The organism is Epilithonimonas sp., from assembly GCF_032054305.1.
GTDB lineage: Bacteria > Bacteroidota > Bacteroidia > Flavobacteriales > Weeksellaceae > Epilithonimonas.
This window is the reverse complement of record NZ_DAMBSX010000005.1, coordinates 244,270-260,530: the sequence shown is the minus strand read 5'-3', so window position 1 is coordinate 260,530 and position 16,261 is coordinate 244,270. Positions and strand designations below refer to the sequence as shown.

19 protein-coding genes are annotated in these 16,261 nt (G+C 35.1%); 11 read left to right on the top strand and 8 right to left on the bottom strand.

All coding sequences use genetic code 11. From position 1 onward, the window contains the following. The first annotated feature begins 85 nt into the window (after window positions 1–85). Both RTX21_RS12555 and RTX21_RS12550 read left to right on the top strand, forming a co-directional pair. On the top strand, window positions 86–1,435 hold the full coding sequence (locus RTX21_RS12555; protein ID WP_312768171.1) for a DEAD/DEAH box helicase: 1,350 nt from the start codon (window positions 86–88) through the stop codon (window positions 1,433–1,435). 108 nt (window positions 1,436–1,543) lie between these two features. After that, on the top strand, window positions 1,544–2,791 hold the full coding sequence (locus tag RTX21_RS12550; protein ID WP_312768168.1) for a YCF48-related protein: 1,248 nt from the start codon (window positions 1,544–1,546) through the stop codon (window positions 2,789–2,791). A 221-nt stretch (window positions 2,792–3,012) separates the two neighbouring features. On the opposite strand, the gene RTX21_RS12545 is transcribed toward RTX21_RS12550, so the two are convergent. From RTX21_RS12545 to RTX21_RS12535, 3 genes are all read right to left on the bottom strand, one after another. Continuing rightward, the gene (locus RTX21_RS12545) at window positions 3,013–3,330 is read right to left on the bottom strand and encodes a hypothetical protein (RefSeq protein ID WP_312768166.1); all 318 of its coding nucleotides are present in this window, start codon (window positions 3,328–3,330) and stop codon (window positions 3,013–3,015) included. Window positions 3,331–3,377: 47 nt separating this feature from the next. Next, the gene (locus RTX21_RS12540) at window positions 3,378–4,688 is read right to left on the bottom strand and encodes an ABC transporter permease (protein WP_312768164.1); all 1,311 of its coding nucleotides are present in this window, start codon (window positions 4,686–4,688) and stop codon (window positions 3,378–3,380) included. 123 nt (window positions 4,689–4,811) lie between these two features. Next, complete coding sequence (locus RTX21_RS12535; RefSeq protein ID WP_312768161.1) at window positions 4,812–5,717, bottom strand: ATP-binding cassette domain-containing protein; 906 nt, start codon at window positions 5,715–5,717, stop codon at window positions 4,812–4,814. Window positions 5,718–6,088: 371 nt separating this feature from the next. Here RTX21_RS12535 and RTX21_RS12530 point away from each other — a divergent pair, with 371 nt between their 5' ends. From RTX21_RS12530 to RTX21_RS12515, 4 genes are all read left to right on the top strand, one after another. Further along, on the top strand, window positions 6,089–7,204 hold the full coding sequence (locus RTX21_RS12530) for a diphosphomevalonate decarboxylase (protein ID WP_312768158.1): 1,116 nt from the start codon (window positions 6,089–6,091) through the stop codon (window positions 7,202–7,204). 98 nt (window positions 7,205–7,302) lie between these two features. Continuing rightward, window positions 7,303–7,623 (top strand): GIY-YIG nuclease family protein, encoded by a 321-nt coding sequence (locus RTX21_RS12525; protein WP_312768156.1) that lies wholly within the window; start codon window positions 7,303–7,305, stop codon window positions 7,621–7,623. Between the two features lie 89 nt (window positions 7,624–7,712). Then, window positions 7,713–8,579: a subclass B3 metallo-beta-lactamase gene (gene bla, locus RTX21_RS12520; protein ID WP_312768154.1), complete on the top strand. Its 867-nt coding sequence runs from the start codon at window positions 7,713–7,715 to the stop codon at window positions 8,577–8,579. Window positions 8,580–8,609: 30 nt separating this feature from the next. Next, window positions 8,610–8,987 carry a VOC family protein gene (locus RTX21_RS12515; RefSeq protein WP_312768153.1) on the top strand — a complete coding sequence of 126 codons (378 nt, stop codon included), beginning with the start codon at window positions 8,610–8,612 and terminating at the stop codon, window positions 8,985–8,987. A 65-nt stretch (window positions 8,988–9,052) separates the two neighbouring features. Here the strand turns inward: RTX21_RS12515 and RTX21_RS12510 are convergent, their stop codons facing one another. Further along, window positions 9,053–9,439 carry a DUF1634 domain-containing protein gene (locus RTX21_RS12510; protein WP_312768152.1) on the bottom strand — a complete coding sequence of 129 codons (387 nt, stop codon included), beginning with the start codon at window positions 9,437–9,439 and terminating at the stop codon, window positions 9,053–9,055. Beyond that, entirely contained in the window at window positions 9,439–10,269 is an 831-nt protein-coding gene (locus tag RTX21_RS12505) for a sulfite exporter TauE/SafE family protein (protein WP_312768151.1), read from the bottom strand. Before RTX21_RS12505 ends, RTX21_RS12510 begins: the two co-directional genes overlap by 1 nt. 184 nt (window positions 10,270–10,453) lie before the next feature. Here RTX21_RS12505 and RTX21_RS12500 point away from each other — a divergent pair, with 184 nt between their 5' ends. Genes RTX21_RS12500 through RTX21_RS12490 form a run of 3 tightly spaced genes read left to right on the top strand, consistent with a single transcriptional unit; the run spans window position 10,454 to window position 12,576 of the window. Beyond that, window positions 10,454–10,990: a DUF1543 domain-containing protein gene (locus RTX21_RS12500; protein ID WP_312768150.1), complete on the top strand. Its 537-nt coding sequence runs from the start codon at window positions 10,454–10,456 to the stop codon at window positions 10,988–10,990. Window positions 10,991–10,992: 2 nt separating this feature from the next. Then, window positions 10,993–11,433: a nuclear transport factor 2 family protein gene (locus RTX21_RS12495; protein WP_312768147.1), complete on the top strand. Its 441-nt coding sequence runs from the start codon at window positions 10,993–10,995 to the stop codon at window positions 11,431–11,433. Window positions 11,434–11,466: 33 nt separating this feature from the next. Next, entirely contained in the window at window positions 11,467–12,576 is a 1,110-nt protein-coding gene (locus RTX21_RS12490; protein ID WP_312768144.1) for a 5-(carboxyamino)imidazole ribonucleotide synthase, read from the top strand. 41 nt (window positions 12,577–12,617) lie between these two features. On the opposite strand, the gene RTX21_RS12485 is transcribed toward RTX21_RS12490, so the two are convergent. Together RTX21_RS12485 and RTX21_RS12480 are read right to left on the bottom strand one after the other, a co-directional pair. Next, window positions 12,618–13,085, bottom strand: coding sequence for a hypothetical protein (locus tag RTX21_RS12485; RefSeq protein ID WP_312768141.1), 468 nt, complete (start codon window positions 13,083–13,085; stop codon window positions 12,618–12,620). Window positions 13,086–13,164: 79 nt separating this feature from the next. Continuing rightward, a complete protein-coding gene (locus RTX21_RS12480) occupies window positions 13,165–14,115 on the bottom strand; it encodes an EamA family transporter (RefSeq protein WP_312768139.1) in 951 nt (316 codons plus the stop codon). Window positions 14,116–14,149: 34 nt separating this feature from the next. Between RTX21_RS12480 and purE the strand changes: the two genes are divergently transcribed. Next, complete coding sequence (gene purE, locus RTX21_RS12475; protein WP_312768138.1) at window positions 14,150–14,653, top strand: 5-(carboxyamino)imidazole ribonucleotide mutase; 504 nt, start codon at window positions 14,150–14,152, stop codon at window positions 14,651–14,653. A gap of 9 nt (window positions 14,654–14,662) precedes the next feature. After that, a complete protein-coding gene (locus RTX21_RS12470; protein ID WP_312768136.1) occupies window positions 14,663–15,262 on the top strand; it encodes a hypothetical protein in 600 nt (199 codons plus the stop codon). Between the two features lie 2 nt (window positions 15,263–15,264). Here the strand turns inward: RTX21_RS12470 and RTX21_RS12465 are convergent, their stop codons facing one another. Next, the gene (locus RTX21_RS12465) at window positions 15,265–16,110 is read right to left on the bottom strand and encodes a prephenate dehydrogenase (RefSeq protein WP_312768134.1); all 846 of its coding nucleotides are present in this window, start codon (window positions 16,108–16,110) and stop codon (window positions 15,265–15,267) included. Window positions 16,111–16,261 lie beyond the last annotated feature (151 nt).

Here is a 16,261-nt window from a genome sequence, read left to right as displayed (position 1 = left end):
TGTGTCTATGTGGTGAAAAATATCAGAAGTGATTAACTATTAATTCATAATCTTCCCTTGATTTCAAAATCCATATCTTTGCCGGATGAAAACCACTTTTGCAGATTTCGATTTACCGGAAAAAATTCTTGATGTTCTGGCCGATTTAGATTTATTTGAACCGACCCCAATTCAGGAAAAAAGCTTGAAACCAATCCTTTCAGGACGTGATGTGATGGGAATTGCACAAACCGGAACAGGAAAAACTTTGGCTTATCTGCTTCCTGTTCTCAAAACTTGGAAGTATAACAAAACGGGAAATCCAACGGTTTTGGTTCTCGTCCCTACAAGAGAATTGGTGGTTCAGGTAACAGAAGTTCTTGAGAAACTGACGGAAAACATCACTGCAAGAGTTATCGGAGTTTATGGTGGAAAAAACATCAATACACAGAAATTGTTGTTCAATGAGGGATGCGATATTTTGGTGGGGACTCCGGGAAGAGTAATGGATTTGTCAATTGATAATGCGATTTCTCTAAGAGAAGTTAATAAACTGATCATCGACGAATTCGACGAAATGCTGAATCTCGGTTTCCGTCCGCAATTGACGCATATCTTCGAAATGATGAAGGAGAAAAGACAGAATATCCTTTTTTCTGCAACGATGACCGAAGCTCTAGACGAGATATTGAATGAATATTTTGCGTCTCCAGTAGAGATTTCTTTGGCAAGGTCGGGAACACCTTTGGAAAAAATTGCACAGACTGCAATTCCAGTAGATAATTTCAATACAAAACTCAATTTGTTAATTCATCTTCTGAAAACTGAGGATAATCTTGAGAAGATTTTGATTTTTGCGAATAATAAAAAACACGCAGATCTAATCTTCGAAAAACTAAATGTTGAGTTTCCAGACGAGTTTGGTGTTATTCACTCCAACAAATCTCAGAATTTCCGTTTGAGAGTAATGCAGGAATTCACGAATGAAGAATTGCGTGGCGTAATTACTACGGACATTATGGCGAGAGGTCTCGATATTCCGGATATTTCACACGTTTTCAACTTCGAAGTTCCTGAAGTTCCCGAACAATACATCCACAGAATCGGTAGAACCGGACGTGCGGACAAAGATGGAATTGCTGTGACTTTCTTTACCAAAAAAGAAGAAGCACAACTTCTTGACATCGAATTATTGATGGATAAAGAAATTTCAAAATCTGAATTCCCAGAAAAAGTAACCATTTCTAAAGTGAAAATCGCTTCTGAACAGGACGATGTTAAAATGAAATTCCTGACAACCGCAAAACTCAACGAAGGAGAATCGGCTTTCCACGAGAAAAAAGACAAGAACAAGAAAGTCAATCTTGGAGGTCCTAGCAAGCGAAAAGCGCCTAAGAAATTTGGAGCCAACAGAGCGCAACAAAAGGCAAAATCTAAAGCTAAGAGAAAGAAATAAATTGAAAGAGAATCGGTATGATTCTCTTTTTTTGATTTTTCATAAATACAATTAGAATTTTTTCAATTTGAATTGTATTTTTCATTATATTTATGAAAACTAAATCTAATGAAAACTATTTTAACACTTTTTGCATTCTGGTTTTTCAATTTTAATTGCTCAGCACAATGGATTGAACAAAATGTTGGTAATATAACAGCTTCAAATTTCATAGATGTTTATGCTATTACACCAGATAATGTGATTGTTGTAGGCAATAACGGAACTATACTCAAAACAACAGATGGTGGTACAACTTGGCAACAGAAAAATTCTGGTACAACGCAAGATTTGGGAAAAATTCAGTTTCCTACATCTAATATTGGCTACATAATCGAAGCTAGTGGAAAATTACTGAAAACAAACGATGGAGGCGAAACGTGGTCGTCAATTACTTTAGATAATATTAGTTCGATATATTCTCTGTCCTGTGTGAACGAAAATCTAATTTTCCTATCCTGCATAGATTCCAACTCTAAAACTGTTTTACTTAAAAGTAATGATGGGGGTAATTCCTGGGAAAAGGTTAATGGAAATGATGCACAGGCAAAATTCTATGATATACAGTTCTTTAATGAAGAAATAGGCTATGCGACAAGTTCTTATACTCCTTATACTTACTTAAATAAAATTTTAAAAACACAAGATGGTGGTAAGAACTGGGTGGAAATTATTGAACCTTATTATTCTCCATTTAATTTTATAAATAAAGATATTGGTTTTTATTATACTAATGGTTTTTACAAAACAGCAGATGGAGGCAACAATTTTGTAAGATTAGGCTATGGCTCTATACATAATATAAAAAGTATTTTTTCCATCAATGAAAATACTGTTTGGGGTATTTTTGAAGAACAAACGATGTGCGGATGTGGCCCGCGAGGTCTGGTAAGAATGACCTACAGTCCTGAAAATGGATACCAAGAGTATCAACAAAATCATAATGCTTATATTTCATCCATCTATTTCAGTAATGTCAAAGTGGGTTACGCGGTTGGGATGGAAGATTCAAAAGCAAAGATATGGAAGAATGTACAAGCTGATTTGACCTTAGATGCCAAGGAAGATGAACTGAAAAACTCCATAAGGATCTATCCAAATCCTGCTTCGGATAAAATTACAATTTCTCTTAGTAGCCCACTTTCCAGAGAGTTCTTTGTCATTCTTGTCGATATGACAGGGAAAGTTGTTTATTCTCAAAATGTAAATAATATCAACAAAACAACTATTGACGTTCGATGCTTCTCTAAAGGGAACTATATTCTTACAATCCAAAATCAAAAACAAAGTCATTCTCAGAAAATTGTGATTAAATAAAACTTGATTTTGAATTATAAAAGACGGAAAATTAAATGAAAAAACGCCTCAGAATTTTCTTAGGCGTCTTTAGTTTTATTATTTAGTATATATTCTCAGTATTTTATCTGGAATTCCGTCAGAATTGTGGTCCATATTTTCATCGACAAGAATTTGCATTTCTGTTTTGTCAAGAGAATGAACCTTTATAGTTTCTTGAGTTAAACCGTCTATTTTGTAAGTTATCGTTTTGGCTTGTTCATTATAGCTATAATCCATTTCTTCAGAAAAACTAGTGTTTCCACATTCCCAGTTTGCGAATCACGGAAATACTCTCCAATGAACTTTCCATTATTCTTATATTTATAATTTGATTTTCTGATGCAATCAGTGTCAGGAATTGTATTGGCAGAAATAATTGACCCATCTTTTCCTGAGATAGTTCTATAATCAATGGTTTTCCAAGTTCCGACAATTATTGATTCTGATTTTTCCTCGTCATCTTTCCTACAAGAAATAATTACTAATGAAGCTAACACAAATAAAATAAGTTTTTTCACGATAATAATTTTCCACAAATAAAATGAAAATTTATTAATGAAGAAAATCAACTCCTAATCCACTTCCAAATTTCTTTCAAAGTTGCTTTGTTCCCATACATTAAAATCCCGACTCTATAGATTTTTGCCGCAATATAAACCATCAGTAGAGTAGACGCAATCAATAGAAAAATCGATAACAAAATCTCCCAAAGCGGCACACCAAACGGAATCCTCGCAATCATCGCAACCGGCGAAGTAAAAGGAATGATGGACAACCAAAACGCCATTGGTCCATCCGGATTATTCATAATCGTAAAACTTCCGTAAAGTCCTAACATCAGCGGAACAATCGCAAACATCGTGAATTGCTGCGTTTCGGTTTCATTATCAACAGCACTTCCAATCGCCGCGTACATAGAGCTGTAAAAGATGTATCCAAACAAAAAGAAAAATACAAAAACCGAGATAATACCCACGTAATTCATATCCAAAAGAATATGGGAAACTTCTGTAGCAATTTGCTGAAAATCCATATTTTTCATCATTTCACTTTGTTCAGCAGGAATATTTTTCTGCATTGCAGCAAATCCTGTATTAAGGAAAAAAGCTGCAGTCACAGACATCGCAATCCAAATAATAAACTGAGTCAAAGCCACCAAAGTCACGCCTAAGATTTTTCCCATCATCAGCTCAAAAGGCTTTATAGATGAGATGATGATTTCCACCACCCGGTTGTTTTTCTCTTCCAAAACGCTTCGCATTACTCTGACACCATAGATAATGATGAACATAAAAACGACATACATCAATCCGAAACTCAGTGCTGTCTTGATTCCGAAAGCCATATCACTTTCTGGTCGGTCGCTTTCCGTTACATTTTGAGAGATGATTTTGAAGCTTTTATCAAGATTCACGATTCTGTCTTCCGAGATGCCAAGCATTTTGATTTTTTCCTTTTTCAGAATGTTGCTAAGGTCGGTAGAAATGGCAACTTTCGTGTCAACACCAATTTTTTTATTAGTTAATAATTTTGTTCCATTTTCCAAAGCATCAAAATTCTTGTCTTTCAGTTCTGGAATAATGAGAATTCCGTCCGAACCTTTCAAATCTTTCAGGTTTTTAACCAAGGCATTTTCCGTTTTGGTAGGAACAAAAGTGTAGGTAATATCTTTCGTAGATTTCAACTGGCCTGCGAATATTCCGCTTTTGTCAACCACCTCGAATTTATATTCCGCTTCATTGGCCTTGAACATAAAACCAATCAAAGCACCGAATCCGATAATCATCAGCGGAGCAAGAAGTGTCAGAATAATAAAAGATTTTTTCTTAACCTGTGTCAGAAATTCTCTTTTCGTTATGAGGAATATATTTTTCATTATAAAATTTAAAGATTAAAAAAAATGAACTTTTGCTGAGCGAAGAGCCTTTGCTAACCTTAAAACCATTTAGTTGTCAAAAAAACTTTGCGAGCTTTGCGTTCAAACAAAATCAATTACCAATTATGACTTCACTGCATTAATGAAAACCTCGTTCATACTTGGGATTTTCTCGTTGAAGGTTCGTATCGTTCCGGTTTTCAGAAGGTCTTGAAGAAGAATGTTTTGATTCTCGGTATTTTTCAACTCAAAATTGAACAAACCATTTGCCGTTCCTATCGTTTCGATTTGGTATTTCCGCGTCAGTTCTTCCAGATTTTCAGAATTCACATCAGACAAAACTACAGAAAAAACATTCTGTTTAAATTTCTCCCTTACATCAAAAACTTTCCCGTCCAGAACTTTCTTAGAATTGTTGATCAGCGCAACAAAATCACACATTTCCTCTACGCTTTCCATTCGGTGCGTTGACAGGATAATGGTCGTTCCCTCATTTTTCAGACGGATGATTTGGTCTTTGATAAGGTTTGCATTTACAGGGTCAAAACCAGAAAAAGGCTCATCCAGGATCAACAGTTTCGGACGATGCAGAACCGTCACTACAAACTGGATTTTCTGTGCCATTCCTTTGGAAAGTTCGCTCAGTTTTTTCTTCCACCATTGGTCGATATTCAGTTGTTCGAACCAGAATTTCGCTTGCGAAAGCGCTTCCTGTCGGGACATTCCTTTAAGCTCTCCAAAATACAAAAGTTGGTCACCCACCGTCATATTCTTGTAAAGACCGCGTTCTTCCGGCATATAACCGATGTTTTTGATATGTTCCGGATTCAGTTTTTCGCCGTCTATCCAGACATCTCCTTCATCAGCTTGAGTAATTTGATTAATGATTCGGATAAACGACGTTTTTCCGGCACCATTTGGTCCAAGAAGTCCGTAAATACTCGAGGTAGGAACTTCAATAGAAAAGTCCTGAAGCGCAATTTTCTTCCCGGCGTTGTATGTTTTTTTGATATTTTCTGCTCTCAGCATACAGATATTTTTTATTTTTAGGAGCAACTAGATTTGTCCCTTGGTTCACTTTTTCAACCCGCTTTCCGCTGCAATCTTTTTGTTTTCCGAAGAAAAACAAAAAGGATTTCCACTATAATCGGGGCTATGTTGAGGTTTTGTCTTTCTTATCAACCGATTTTTAAAACCTCACAAAATTAGTTTAAAAAAGACAAAAATGTTACAGAATACGAAATTCAAAATATGATATTAATTCTTTGATAAGCGAAGCGCCTTTGTGAACCTTAAAAAATGTTTTCAATAATTTCAAAAAATCTTTGCGGACTTTGCGTTCAAAATTCCCATAAACAACTATTTTATTTTAAATTTGCCAAAGCCAAAAGCCAACCATTATGACTCAAGAATTTTTGGGAAATTCCCAATTCCAGATATCCAATCAACACGTTTCCGCAAGCTGTCCTTCCAATATTGCACTCATCAAATATTGGGGAAAATACGAAAATCAAATTCCTGCCAATCCAAGTATCAGCTATACTCTGAATCATTGCAGAACCAATACGACAATGGAGTTTTTTGCTGGAGAAGAATTTTCTGTACAGACTTTTTTAGCAGGAAATGAAGAACAAAAATTCGCAGAGAAAATTGAAAAATATTTCAGAAACATCGAGCAATATCTGCCTTGGATTCTGAAAGGAAAATACATCATCAAAACTGAAAATACATTTCCGCATAGTTCTGGAATTGCAAGTTCAGCTTCTGGTTTCGGAGCGATCGCCAAATGTCTGATGAATCTTGACGGCATTTTTTCAAATAAAGAAGGCTTCGAGAGCCTCAGCCTGACAACCGACAATGATGTCATCCTGAGCGGAGTCGAAGGACAACCAGCAATTAGCAACAAAAAAGCCAGTTTCTTGGCAAGATTAGGAAGCGGAAGCGCTTGCAGAAGTCTTTATGAAGGTTTGGTAGTTTGGGGAAAAACTGAAGAAGTGGAAGGTAGTTCAGATTTGTTTGCTGTTCCTTATAATAATGATGAGATTCATCCGATTTTCAAAAACTTCAATGATTGGGTTTTATTGATTCACGAAGGTCAGAAATCGGTTTCTTCAACCGTTGGTCACGGCTTAATGAACACCAATCCTTATGCTGAAAGACGTTTCCAGGAAGCTCACGAGAATTTTACCAAACTGAAAACGATTCTTTCATCCGGCGATATGGAAGGTTTCATCAAATTGGTTGAGCACGAAGCTTTGACACTACACGCAATGATGATGATGAGCAATCCGGCTTTTATCCTGATGAAAACAGGAACTCTGGAGGTCATCAATAAAATTTGGGATTTCAGGAGAATTACCGGTTTATCATTATTCTTCACACTGGATGCCGGCGCGAATGTCCATTTACTTTTCCCGAATGATATCGACAACGACAGAATCACAGATTTTATCAAGACAGAACTGATTCCATTGACCCAGAAAGGTGGAGTAGTGAGAGATGTGATGAGGTTTTAAAACCACAAAATTTGTCATTCCGGAGGAATCTCGACACAGAATAGCCCTGCTTTAGATTCCTACGGAATAACGATAAACTTAATAAAAACACAACACAAATGATTGAATTTCCGGAAGGTGTTTATACTTTTTACGTTTATATTTTGACCAATAAAAACAGAACGGTTCTTTATACAGGTGTAACAAATAATCTTCATATAAGATTACATCAACATAAAACTAAGACAAATCCAAATAGTTTTACAGCGAAATATAATATTGAATTTTTAGTTTATTATGAAAAGTTTGGCTGGATTCAGCAGGCAATTGAACGTGAAAAGGAAATAAAGGATTTGTCTAGAAATAAAAAATTGGAATTAATAAGAATTCAGAATCCTAATTTGGATTTTTTGAATCATTTATTTCAGCAACAGTTTTAAATAACCATATAGTTTGTCATCCCGGAAAAATCTAGACTGTTGAGATTCCTCCGGAATGACAAAATTGTGGATAATCAATATTATTAATTATGAAAAAATTCACAATACTATTTCTACTAATCATTTCCTTTTTCGGAAATGCACAAACCGTTACAGAACCAAAAAATAATCCTGAAAAATGGTCTCAACCTTATGAGCCTTTCAGAATTGTGGGGAATTTGTATTATGTCGGGACTTATGATCTGGCGTCTTATCTTATTGTTACGAACAAAGGGAATATCCTTATTAATACAGGTTTAGCCGATTCTTATCCGCAAATCAAAGCAAATATTGAGAAGTTAGGATTCAAATATAAAGACATCAAAATCCTGGCTTTGACTCAAGCGCATTTTGACCATATGGGCGCAATGGCTGATATCAAAAAAGAAACCGGCGCAAAACTTTATGTTGACGAAGCTGAATTAGCAGAACTGAAATCCGGCGGGAAATCTGACTACGAATTGGGAAAATATGGTGTGACATTCAAACCATTAACGCCTGATTTTCTTTTGAAAAATAATGATAAAATCAAATTAGGAAATACGACTTTGACTTTGCTTCATCACCCCGGTCACACAAAAGGTTCCTGCAGTTTTATATTCGAAACCAAAGATAAAGACAGAACTTATAAGGTTTTGATTGCGAATATGCCATCCATCATCATCGACCACAAATTCTCTGATGTTCACGCTTATCCTGATATGCAAAAAGATTATGCTTATACTTTGGATGCGATGAAAAAAATAGATTTCGATTTATGGGTTGCTTCGCACGCAAGTCAGTTCGATTTGCATGAGAAACGTAAATCAGGAGATGCTTATAATCCAAAAGTGTTTATGGATAAAGAAAATTATTTTAAGTATCTGAAAGAATTGGAAAATGATTACTTGGAAAAATTGAGAGAGGAATCGAAATAAAAATACTTTGTACTTAGTACATTTTAAACTATGCAAATCCACCATATCGCCATTATTTGTTCAAATTATGAGATTTCCAAAAAATTCTATACAGAAGTTTTAGGACTTAATATCATTCGTGAAGTTTATCGTGAGGAAAGACAGTCTTACAAGCTGGATTTAGCAATCGGAGACCATTACGTTATTGAATTATTTTCTTTCCCCAATCCGCCAAAACGTCCTTCAAGACCAGAAAGTTGTGGACTTCGTCATCTCGCTTTTTCGGTTGAGAATGTTGGGGAAAAGAGGAATGAATTAATACAAAAAGGTTTGGATTGCGAAGAAATCAGAATCGATGAATTTACCGATAAGAAATTCTTTTTCACTTCGGATCCGGACGATTTGCCTTTGGAGTTTTATGAAAATTAGATCTCTGAGATAATAGACGGATAGATGATAGACTTTTAAAATCATTTATCAATTATCATTTATAATCAATGTGCGTAACCAGTCAGAAAACTCACGGTCATAATCGCTAAAACAATCATTGATATTATAACATAAGTATAATCCTTCTCTTTCAGATAACCAATTAATGCAAAAATAATCCTTACTAATGGCGTGAGAATTAAAAGCAAGATTCCCAATTGGATGATTGCCATTCCTTCGCCTTTACAAAGCGAATCCCAAAAACTCCCCCAGACTTTCTCAGAAGAATTTCCCATATCCAGCATTTTGTACTTTTTAGGCATCACAAAACCTTCCGAAAAAAGCTTGATAAAACCAATCAGAGAAGTCGCTACAGAGAGGATCACCCCCAATCTTAGTAGATTTCCAACAGAACGGTTTAGGTCAACATCTGTAAATGGTCTTGTTCTCATTAATGGAAATTTTTATTGATACCGTTGTACATCATATAAATTGAAAGAATAGTGATTACGATTGCGAAAAATACTTTCAGCTTCTTCGTTTTGGAAATCATCAAAGTTTTTGAACCAATAAAACTTCCTACAACTACACCAATCAAAACCGGCGCAGCAATAACAGGAATAATCTGCCCTCTTTGAAAATAAATCAAAGCGCCAGCAACAGCCGTTACACCAATCATAAAATTACTGGTTGTTGTAGAAACTTTGAAAGGTAATTTCATCATATTGTCCATCGCCAAAACCTTCAAAGCACCGGAACCGATTCCTAAAAGACCGGACATTGCGCCTGCAAAAACCATCATCAAAAATCCTGGGATCGTATTTCTTGAAGCATAATGTTTGATGCCGTCTTTATCTGGAAAAGTCCCGTAAAGCTTAAGCTTATCGGCCAAACTTCCTTTGATCAGTTCTTCCTGATGGTCTGGTTTTCCTTTTAGATTTAATAAAACGGTCAGAATTAGAATACTCGCAAAAATAATCCCGATTGTATTCGGGTTCAGAAATCCTGAGATCAAAGCACCGGAAACTGCTCCAGCGGTTGTCGCAATTTCCAGGAACATCCCGATTCGCATATTCGTAAAACCTTCTTTCACAAACGCAACTGCTGCTCCGGAAGATGTTCCGATAACCGAAATGAGAGATGCTCCAATCGCATAATGCATTGGAACCCCGAAACCTAACGTCAGTAAAGGAATAATGATAACGCCACCGCCCAAACCTGTGAGAGAACCCATCAATCCGGCTGCGATAGCTCCAATAAATAGAATTATGATTTCTGACATTGGGCAAATATAAAACTTTGAAAAATATTTTTCCCTGCAAATAGTGACATTTTTTTAAATAATTAATTCATATATAGCCTATTAACATTGTAGGAATTGACGTTTTATCTCTCTTTGACAGAGCTTATTTTGAAGATTTGATTTACGTATTATTTTAAGTATTTTTGTGAAACATTTTCTCAGAATGAAATTATTCTATGTTATTTTAGGCGCAACACCAAAAGGCAGAAATATTGAACAGCACGACGTTTTTTTTGGAATTGCAGAAAATTTTGAGGACCTTATTCCAGAGATGAAGAGTTTTTGGGCAGATACAAAAATCCATATCGATTGCTATCAGGAAGTCCGTTTTGCCGATGGTTTTGAAGTGAAAATCATTGATAAAATTCCTGAAAAGTCAGTCGATCAATTATTTTTCATCAATCTGGGCGGTTATAAACCAGGATATTTTGAGGAATTTCACCAGCAGCACCTAATGATTGGGAAATCTCTCAGCGATGTCGTTAAAAGGGTGAAACAAACCGAATTTTACAGAACAATGGGTTTCGTAAATGCTGTAAGCCATATCGATGATAAGCACGGTGTTGATATTGATGATATTTATAATATCAATGACTTGTTATCAGAAGAAACCAAAGAAAAATATTCAATTATTCTTGAAAAATCAGGTGTTGAAAATCAGGAAAATGTGATGAAAATCGGTTACCTTAAAATCAAATAATTATGAAAATAACTTCTCTGATTCTTGTTTTTGTTTCTTCGTTTTTATTAGCTCAAAAACCTGAAGAAGAATTAATTAAATCGACAATCAATCAATTATTTAATGGAATGAAAACTTCTGATTCTGTCTTAATTAAAAAATCATTTTCTAAAAATGCTGTTTTACAGACGATAACCAAAACTGGAGAAGTCAAAAATGAAAATATTAATGATTTTGCAGTAAGTATCTCCAATGCTGAAAAGCAAAGTCTGGATGAAAGAATCACATTTTCAAATATCTTGATTGATGGAAATCTGGCTTCGGCTTGGACGTCTTATGAGTTTTATTATAAAGGTCAGTTTTCGCATTGTGGTGTCAATTCCTTTCAATTGGTAAAATCGAATAACGAATGGAAAATCCAATACATTATCGATACCAGAAGAAAAGATAATTGTAAAAAGTAAAGTAAGTCTAAAAATAAAAAGAAAGTAAAAAAAATGAAAATCGGAATTTTAGGAGGTGGACAATTGGGGCGAATGTTCATTCAGGAAGCATTAAAATATGATGACGAATTCTATGTGCTAGATCCAAATCCAGAATGTTCTTGTGCCAATATTTCTCATTTTACAAGAGGAGATTTCAATGATTATAATACGGTTTTGGAATTTGGAAGAGACAAAGATGTTGTGACGATTGAGATCGAACACGTGAATGCAGATGCACTGGAAGAACTGGAAAATCAAGGCATAAAAGTGGTTCCGAATTCTAAAATCATCAAAATTATTCAGCAAAAGATCCTTCAGAAACAATTTTATGAGGAAAACAGAATTCCTTCCCCAGAATTCGAAATTATGGATGGAAGTGAAGATGAAATAAAAATCCAAATTCCATTTGTTCAAAAACTGAATACAGGAGGTTATGACGGAAAAGGCGTTCAATTGCTTCGTTCAAACGATGATTGGAGAAATCTTTGGACGCAGGAATCTGTTTTGGAAAATCTGGTTGATATCGACAAAGAATTGTCAGTAATTGTTGCTAAAAACGAGAATGGAGAAATCAAAACTTTTCCCGTGACAGAAATGGTTGCCGACCCAAAGCTGAATCTTCTCGATTTCAATATTTGTCCGGCTGATATTTCTAATGAAACTCAGAAACAGATTGATGTGATTGCCAACCAATTCATCAAAAGTGCAGATTCTGCAGGACTTTTTGCTATAGAATTGTTCCTGGATAAAAACGGAAAAATTTGGGTGAATGAAACGGCACCAAGACTTCATAATTCTGGTCATCAGTCACAAGAAGGAAATTCAAATTCACAGTTTGAGCAGTTTTACAGAGTCGTAACCAATTCTCCTTTGGCCGATACGGAGGCTTTCGGATTTTCAGGAATGTTGAATCTTGTTGGTGAAGAAAATTATTCTGGAAAAGTGAAATACCAAGGTTTGGAAGAAGTATTGAAATTACCAAAAACCTACGTCCATCTTTACGGAAAAACCGAAACAAAACCAGGACGAAAAATGGGGCATATCAATGTTCTGGCAGATTCCAGGGAGGAATTGATGGCGAAATTAATTCAAATAAAATCTTTAGTTAAAGTCATCGCATAAAAAAAACGGTCAGAAATCTCTGACCGTTTTTATGTTTTAATTTATTTCGCTTTTGCTTTTTCCAAAGTATTATTGTAAGCATCTTTTGCGTCTTCGGTTGCCTTTTTTGTAGCATCTTTGGCATTGTTCGCAGCTTCTTTCATATCTTGTTTTGCATCTTGCGCTGCCACTTTTGTTTTGTCAACTGCGTTGTCAACACTTTCTTTCACATCTTGAGCCGCATTTCCAATAGCAATTTTTGCATTATTCCAAGCAGTGTTAGCATCTTCTAAAGCTTTTCTGGCAGCAGTCTCAGCTTGTTTGTCACCCTTTTTTATCGCTGTGTCCAAATCTGCTTTTGCCTTGTCTACTTTTGCTTTCGCTTCGGTTTCAGTTAGTGTTCTCGTTTCTGAAGTTACGACAGCGACTGTATCATTGTTATTATCTGTTACAACCGTTTTTTCCTGTTTTGTACAAGATGTTGAGAACAGTAGAATAGTAGCGGAAGCTGTAATCATTAATTTTTTCATAGTAAGAAATTTATAAATGTTGTTTATAAATTTAACTTATCAATTTAATTGCCACTTTTTACGAATGATTAATTTTTTGCTATTTGAATCTGCCTTTCAGCATTCCTGGTTTATAATTGATGATGAAGACACCACTGATAATTAAAAATGTTGCAATGATGAATTTCGCAGAAATCACTTCTCCTAAAATCAGCCAACTCAGAAAAATACCGATAATCGTATTGACATAAGAAAGAATGGAAACCTGCGTCGGAAGTAATGTTTTAAGTAAATAATTGTAAGCATAAAAAGCCAAAACAGAACCAAAAACTGCCAAATAAACAATCGCAGAAATACTTTTTACAGACCAAGCTGAAACATCAAGCGTATCAGAAAACGTGAATGCAAAAATCAACTGAACAATTCCTGCCCAAGCGAACTGATAAAAGAGATTCAAGAAAAGATTGTTGTTTTGAACGTGCAGCTTTTTCGTGTAAATTGTTCCGCTTGCCCAGCAAAATATGGCTAAAATCAGAATTAATAATCCATTTCTGTATTCCGGAATTATCAAGTCATCGATTCCGTCCCAGAAAATAAATAGAATGCCAGAAAATCCCATCAATAGCCCAATCAAAGTCCTAAAAGTAAATTTTTCCATTCCGATAATCATACTTCCGATAAAAATAAAAACCGGAGAAAGTGCACTGATCAATGATGTTAAACTACTGGTCAATTCTTTCTCGGCAACCGTTGTCAAACCATTGGCGCCAATCAACATCAATGAAGCCAATGTGGTTTGAATTCTGAAGTTTTTCCAGCCAATCCATTTCAGGTTTTTGGTGTAGATCAGAATAGGTAACAAAATCAATGATGCTAAAAACTGACGAAAGCCCGCAACAAACCAAGGCGGAACAGTTTCTACACCTATTTTGATACCGAGGAAAGTGGTTCCCCAAACGATGGCGACAATGCAAATAGCGATAATGGTTTTGGAATTCAAAGCTGAAAATATAAGTGACAAAGGTATTCTAAAAACTTCGGTTTTGCACATAAATCTTTATCTTTGAACATCTAATAAAAATGAAATGGTAGGAATAATAATGGGCAGCCAAAGCGATTTGCCAATTATGCAACAAGCAGCAGATTTTCTAAAATCACTTGAAATCCCTTACGAACTAACAGTCGTTTCTGCACACAGAACGCCGGAACGTATGTTTGATTACGCTAAAACTGCGAAAGAAAGAAGTTTAAAAGTCATTATCGCAGGCGCAGGCGGCGCGGCGCATCTTCCGGGAATGGTCGCCAGTTGTACCACTTTGCCCGTGATTGGCGTTCCGATTTTGTCCAGCAATTCCATCAACGGTTGGGATTCGGTTTTATCGATTTTACAAATGCCGTCCGGGATTCCTGTTGCTACAGTTGCTCTTGATGGCGCTGCCAATGCCGGAATTCTTGCTGCAAAAATCATTGGAATTTCTGATTCTGAGGTTTCTGATAAATTGCAAAAATATCAAGATTCATTGAAAGATAAAGTGCTAGGAACTGTAGATGAGATTAAGAAATTACATCCCAATCAGTTTGATAAATAGAATTGATGTATGAGTGTTAAACTATCTCAAAGAAGTTTTATTAGAAAGCAAACCTTAGAATTTGATGATTCTAAATTAAATATTGCTTGGAAATCCTTTGGAAATAGAGACGAAATGGATATTCCATTTGAAAATATACTTCCAAATAAATTTGGTGTGTTTAAAAATAGCTTACTTCTTTTTATTATTTCTGGATTTTTTTATCTTCTTTCATTAGGGTTGTTATATGAAAGGTTTAATGGAGATAACATAGAAGAATATGCTGAAATATTTTGGACTTTAGTTGCGACTGTTTTTTTAGTTATAGGTATTGTTACAATGGAAAATTATTGGAGAATAAATCTATCAAATAACAATTCTATCAAAATTATTAAAAAAAGTCCTAATAAAGATGAGGTTAATATATTCATTCAGAAACTCTTTGAAAAAAGAGATGAATATTTAATGAATAATTATGGATTTATCAATCCTAATATAAGTTACGAAAATCAATTAAATAACATAGTCTGGTTAAGAAAAATGAAAGTTTTAGATCACAATGGTTTTCAGGCTAAGAAAAATGAGCTTGAAAATATATTTTCTATTTCTTCGAAAAAAATCGGGTTCTAGTATTATTTATCCAAAATCCCCCTGATCTTATTAGCATTCACAATTAATTCCTCCAAATAATCAAAATTCTCTTTCTCCAACGCCGATTTGAATTTTCTGAGCTGTGTGATATGTTCGTTCAAAACATCCAAAACGTTTTCTTTGTTTTGACGAAAAATAGGAACCCACATTTCGGGATGAGATTTTGCTAGACGAACTGTACTTGAAAAACCGGAACTTGCTAATTGAAAGATTGTATCTTCTTCACGTTCTTTTTCCAAAACAGTATTGGCTAATGCGTAAGATGTAATATGAGAAATGTGAGAAATATAAGCCGTGTGAATATCGTGTGCATCAGCATTCATATAAATTGGATGCATTTCCAAAGCTTCAATAACCTTTTCTACAATTTCTAAAGCATTTTCGTCGGATTCTTCTTTGTTACAAATCACGGCTGCTTTTCCTGTAAAACTGTCTTTGGTTGCAGCGTTTGGTCCAGAATTCTCCGTTCCCCACATTGGGTGAAAAGCCACGAAACGTTTTCTATTCGGATGATTTTTGATAGAATCTACAATTCCAGATTTCGTAGAGCCAACATCCATTACGACCTGTTTTTCATTGATCAAATCTAAAACATCAGGTAATATTTTCTTGGCCGAATCTACCGGAATAGCAATGATAATTAATCCTGAATTCTTGATTCCTGCTTCAAAATCCGCTTTTTCATCAATGATGTTGAGTTCGAGAGCTGTGTTTAGATTTTCTTCATTTTGGTCAATTCCGTAAACAAATTCTGTGAATTTTTTCTCTTTTAACTTCAGTGCGATGGAACCGCCGATCAGTCCGGTTCCGATAATTCCTATCTTCATCTTAATATTTTTCTAATAGTTTTTTTAAACAAAAAACCCCGTCATCAGGACGAGGTTTTGATATTTCTACATACGAATCCTAATCCTATTTCAGGGCTTGAATTGCGTAATAATATGTTCTGTTTGTTGTTTTCACAAAACGAAGATAGAA

Coding starts and splice junctions, on each gene's coding strand:
- RTX21_RS12555 (WP_312768171.1), top strand. CDS start 86: ATGAAAACCACTTTTGCAGATTTCGATTTACCGGAAAAAATTCTTGAT.
- RTX21_RS12550 (WP_312768168.1), top strand. CDS start 1,544: ATGAAAACTATTTTAACACTTTTTGCATTCTGGTTTTTCAATTTTAAT.
- RTX21_RS12540 (WP_312768164.1), bottom strand. CDS start 4,688: ATGAAAAATATATTCCTCATAACGAAAAGAGAATTTCTGACACAGGTT.
- RTX21_RS12535 (WP_312768161.1), bottom strand. CDS start 5,717: ATGCTGAGAGCAGAAAATATCAAAAAAACATACAACGCCGGGAAGAAA.
- RTX21_RS12530 (WP_312768158.1), top strand. CDS start 6,089: ATGACTCAAGAATTTTTGGGAAATTCCCAATTCCAGATATCCAATCAA.
- RTX21_RS12525 (WP_312768156.1), top strand. CDS start 7,303: ATGATTGAATTTCCGGAAGGTGTTTATACTTTTTACGTTTATATTTTG.
- bla (WP_312768154.1), top strand. CDS start 7,713: ATGAAAAAATTCACAATACTATTTCTACTAATCATTTCCTTTTTCGGA.
- RTX21_RS12515 (WP_312768153.1), top strand. CDS start 8,610: ATGCAAATCCACCATATCGCCATTATTTGTTCAAATTATGAGATTTCC.
- RTX21_RS12510 (WP_312768152.1), bottom strand. CDS start 9,439: ATGAGAACAAGACCATTTACAGATGTTGACCTAAACCGTTCTGTTGGA.
- RTX21_RS12505 (WP_312768151.1), bottom strand. CDS start 10,269: ATGTCAGAAATCATAATTCTATTTATTGGAGCTATCGCAGCCGGATTG.
- RTX21_RS12500 (WP_312768150.1), top strand. CDS start 10,454: ATGAAATTATTCTATGTTATTTTAGGCGCAACACCAAAAGGCAGAAAT.
- RTX21_RS12495 (WP_312768147.1), top strand. CDS start 10,993: ATGAAAATAACTTCTCTGATTCTTGTTTTTGTTTCTTCGTTTTTATTA.
- RTX21_RS12490 (WP_312768144.1), top strand. CDS start 11,467: ATGAAAATCGGAATTTTAGGAGGTGGACAATTGGGGCGAATGTTCATT.
- RTX21_RS12485 (WP_312768141.1), bottom strand. CDS start 13,085: ATGAAAAAATTAATGATTACAGCTTCCGCTACTATTCTACTGTTCTCA.
- RTX21_RS12480 (WP_312768139.1), bottom strand. CDS start 14,115: ATGTGCAAAACCGAAGTTTTTAGAATACCTTTGTCACTTATATTTTCA.
- purE (WP_312768138.1), top strand. CDS start 14,150: ATGGTAGGAATAATAATGGGCAGCCAAAGCGATTTGCCAATTATGCAA.
- RTX21_RS12470 (WP_312768136.1), top strand. CDS start 14,663: ATGAGTGTTAAACTATCTCAAAGAAGTTTTATTAGAAAGCAAACCTTA.
- RTX21_RS12465 (WP_312768134.1), bottom strand. CDS start 16,110: ATGAAGATAGGAATTATCGGAACCGGACTGATCGGCGGTTCCATCGCA.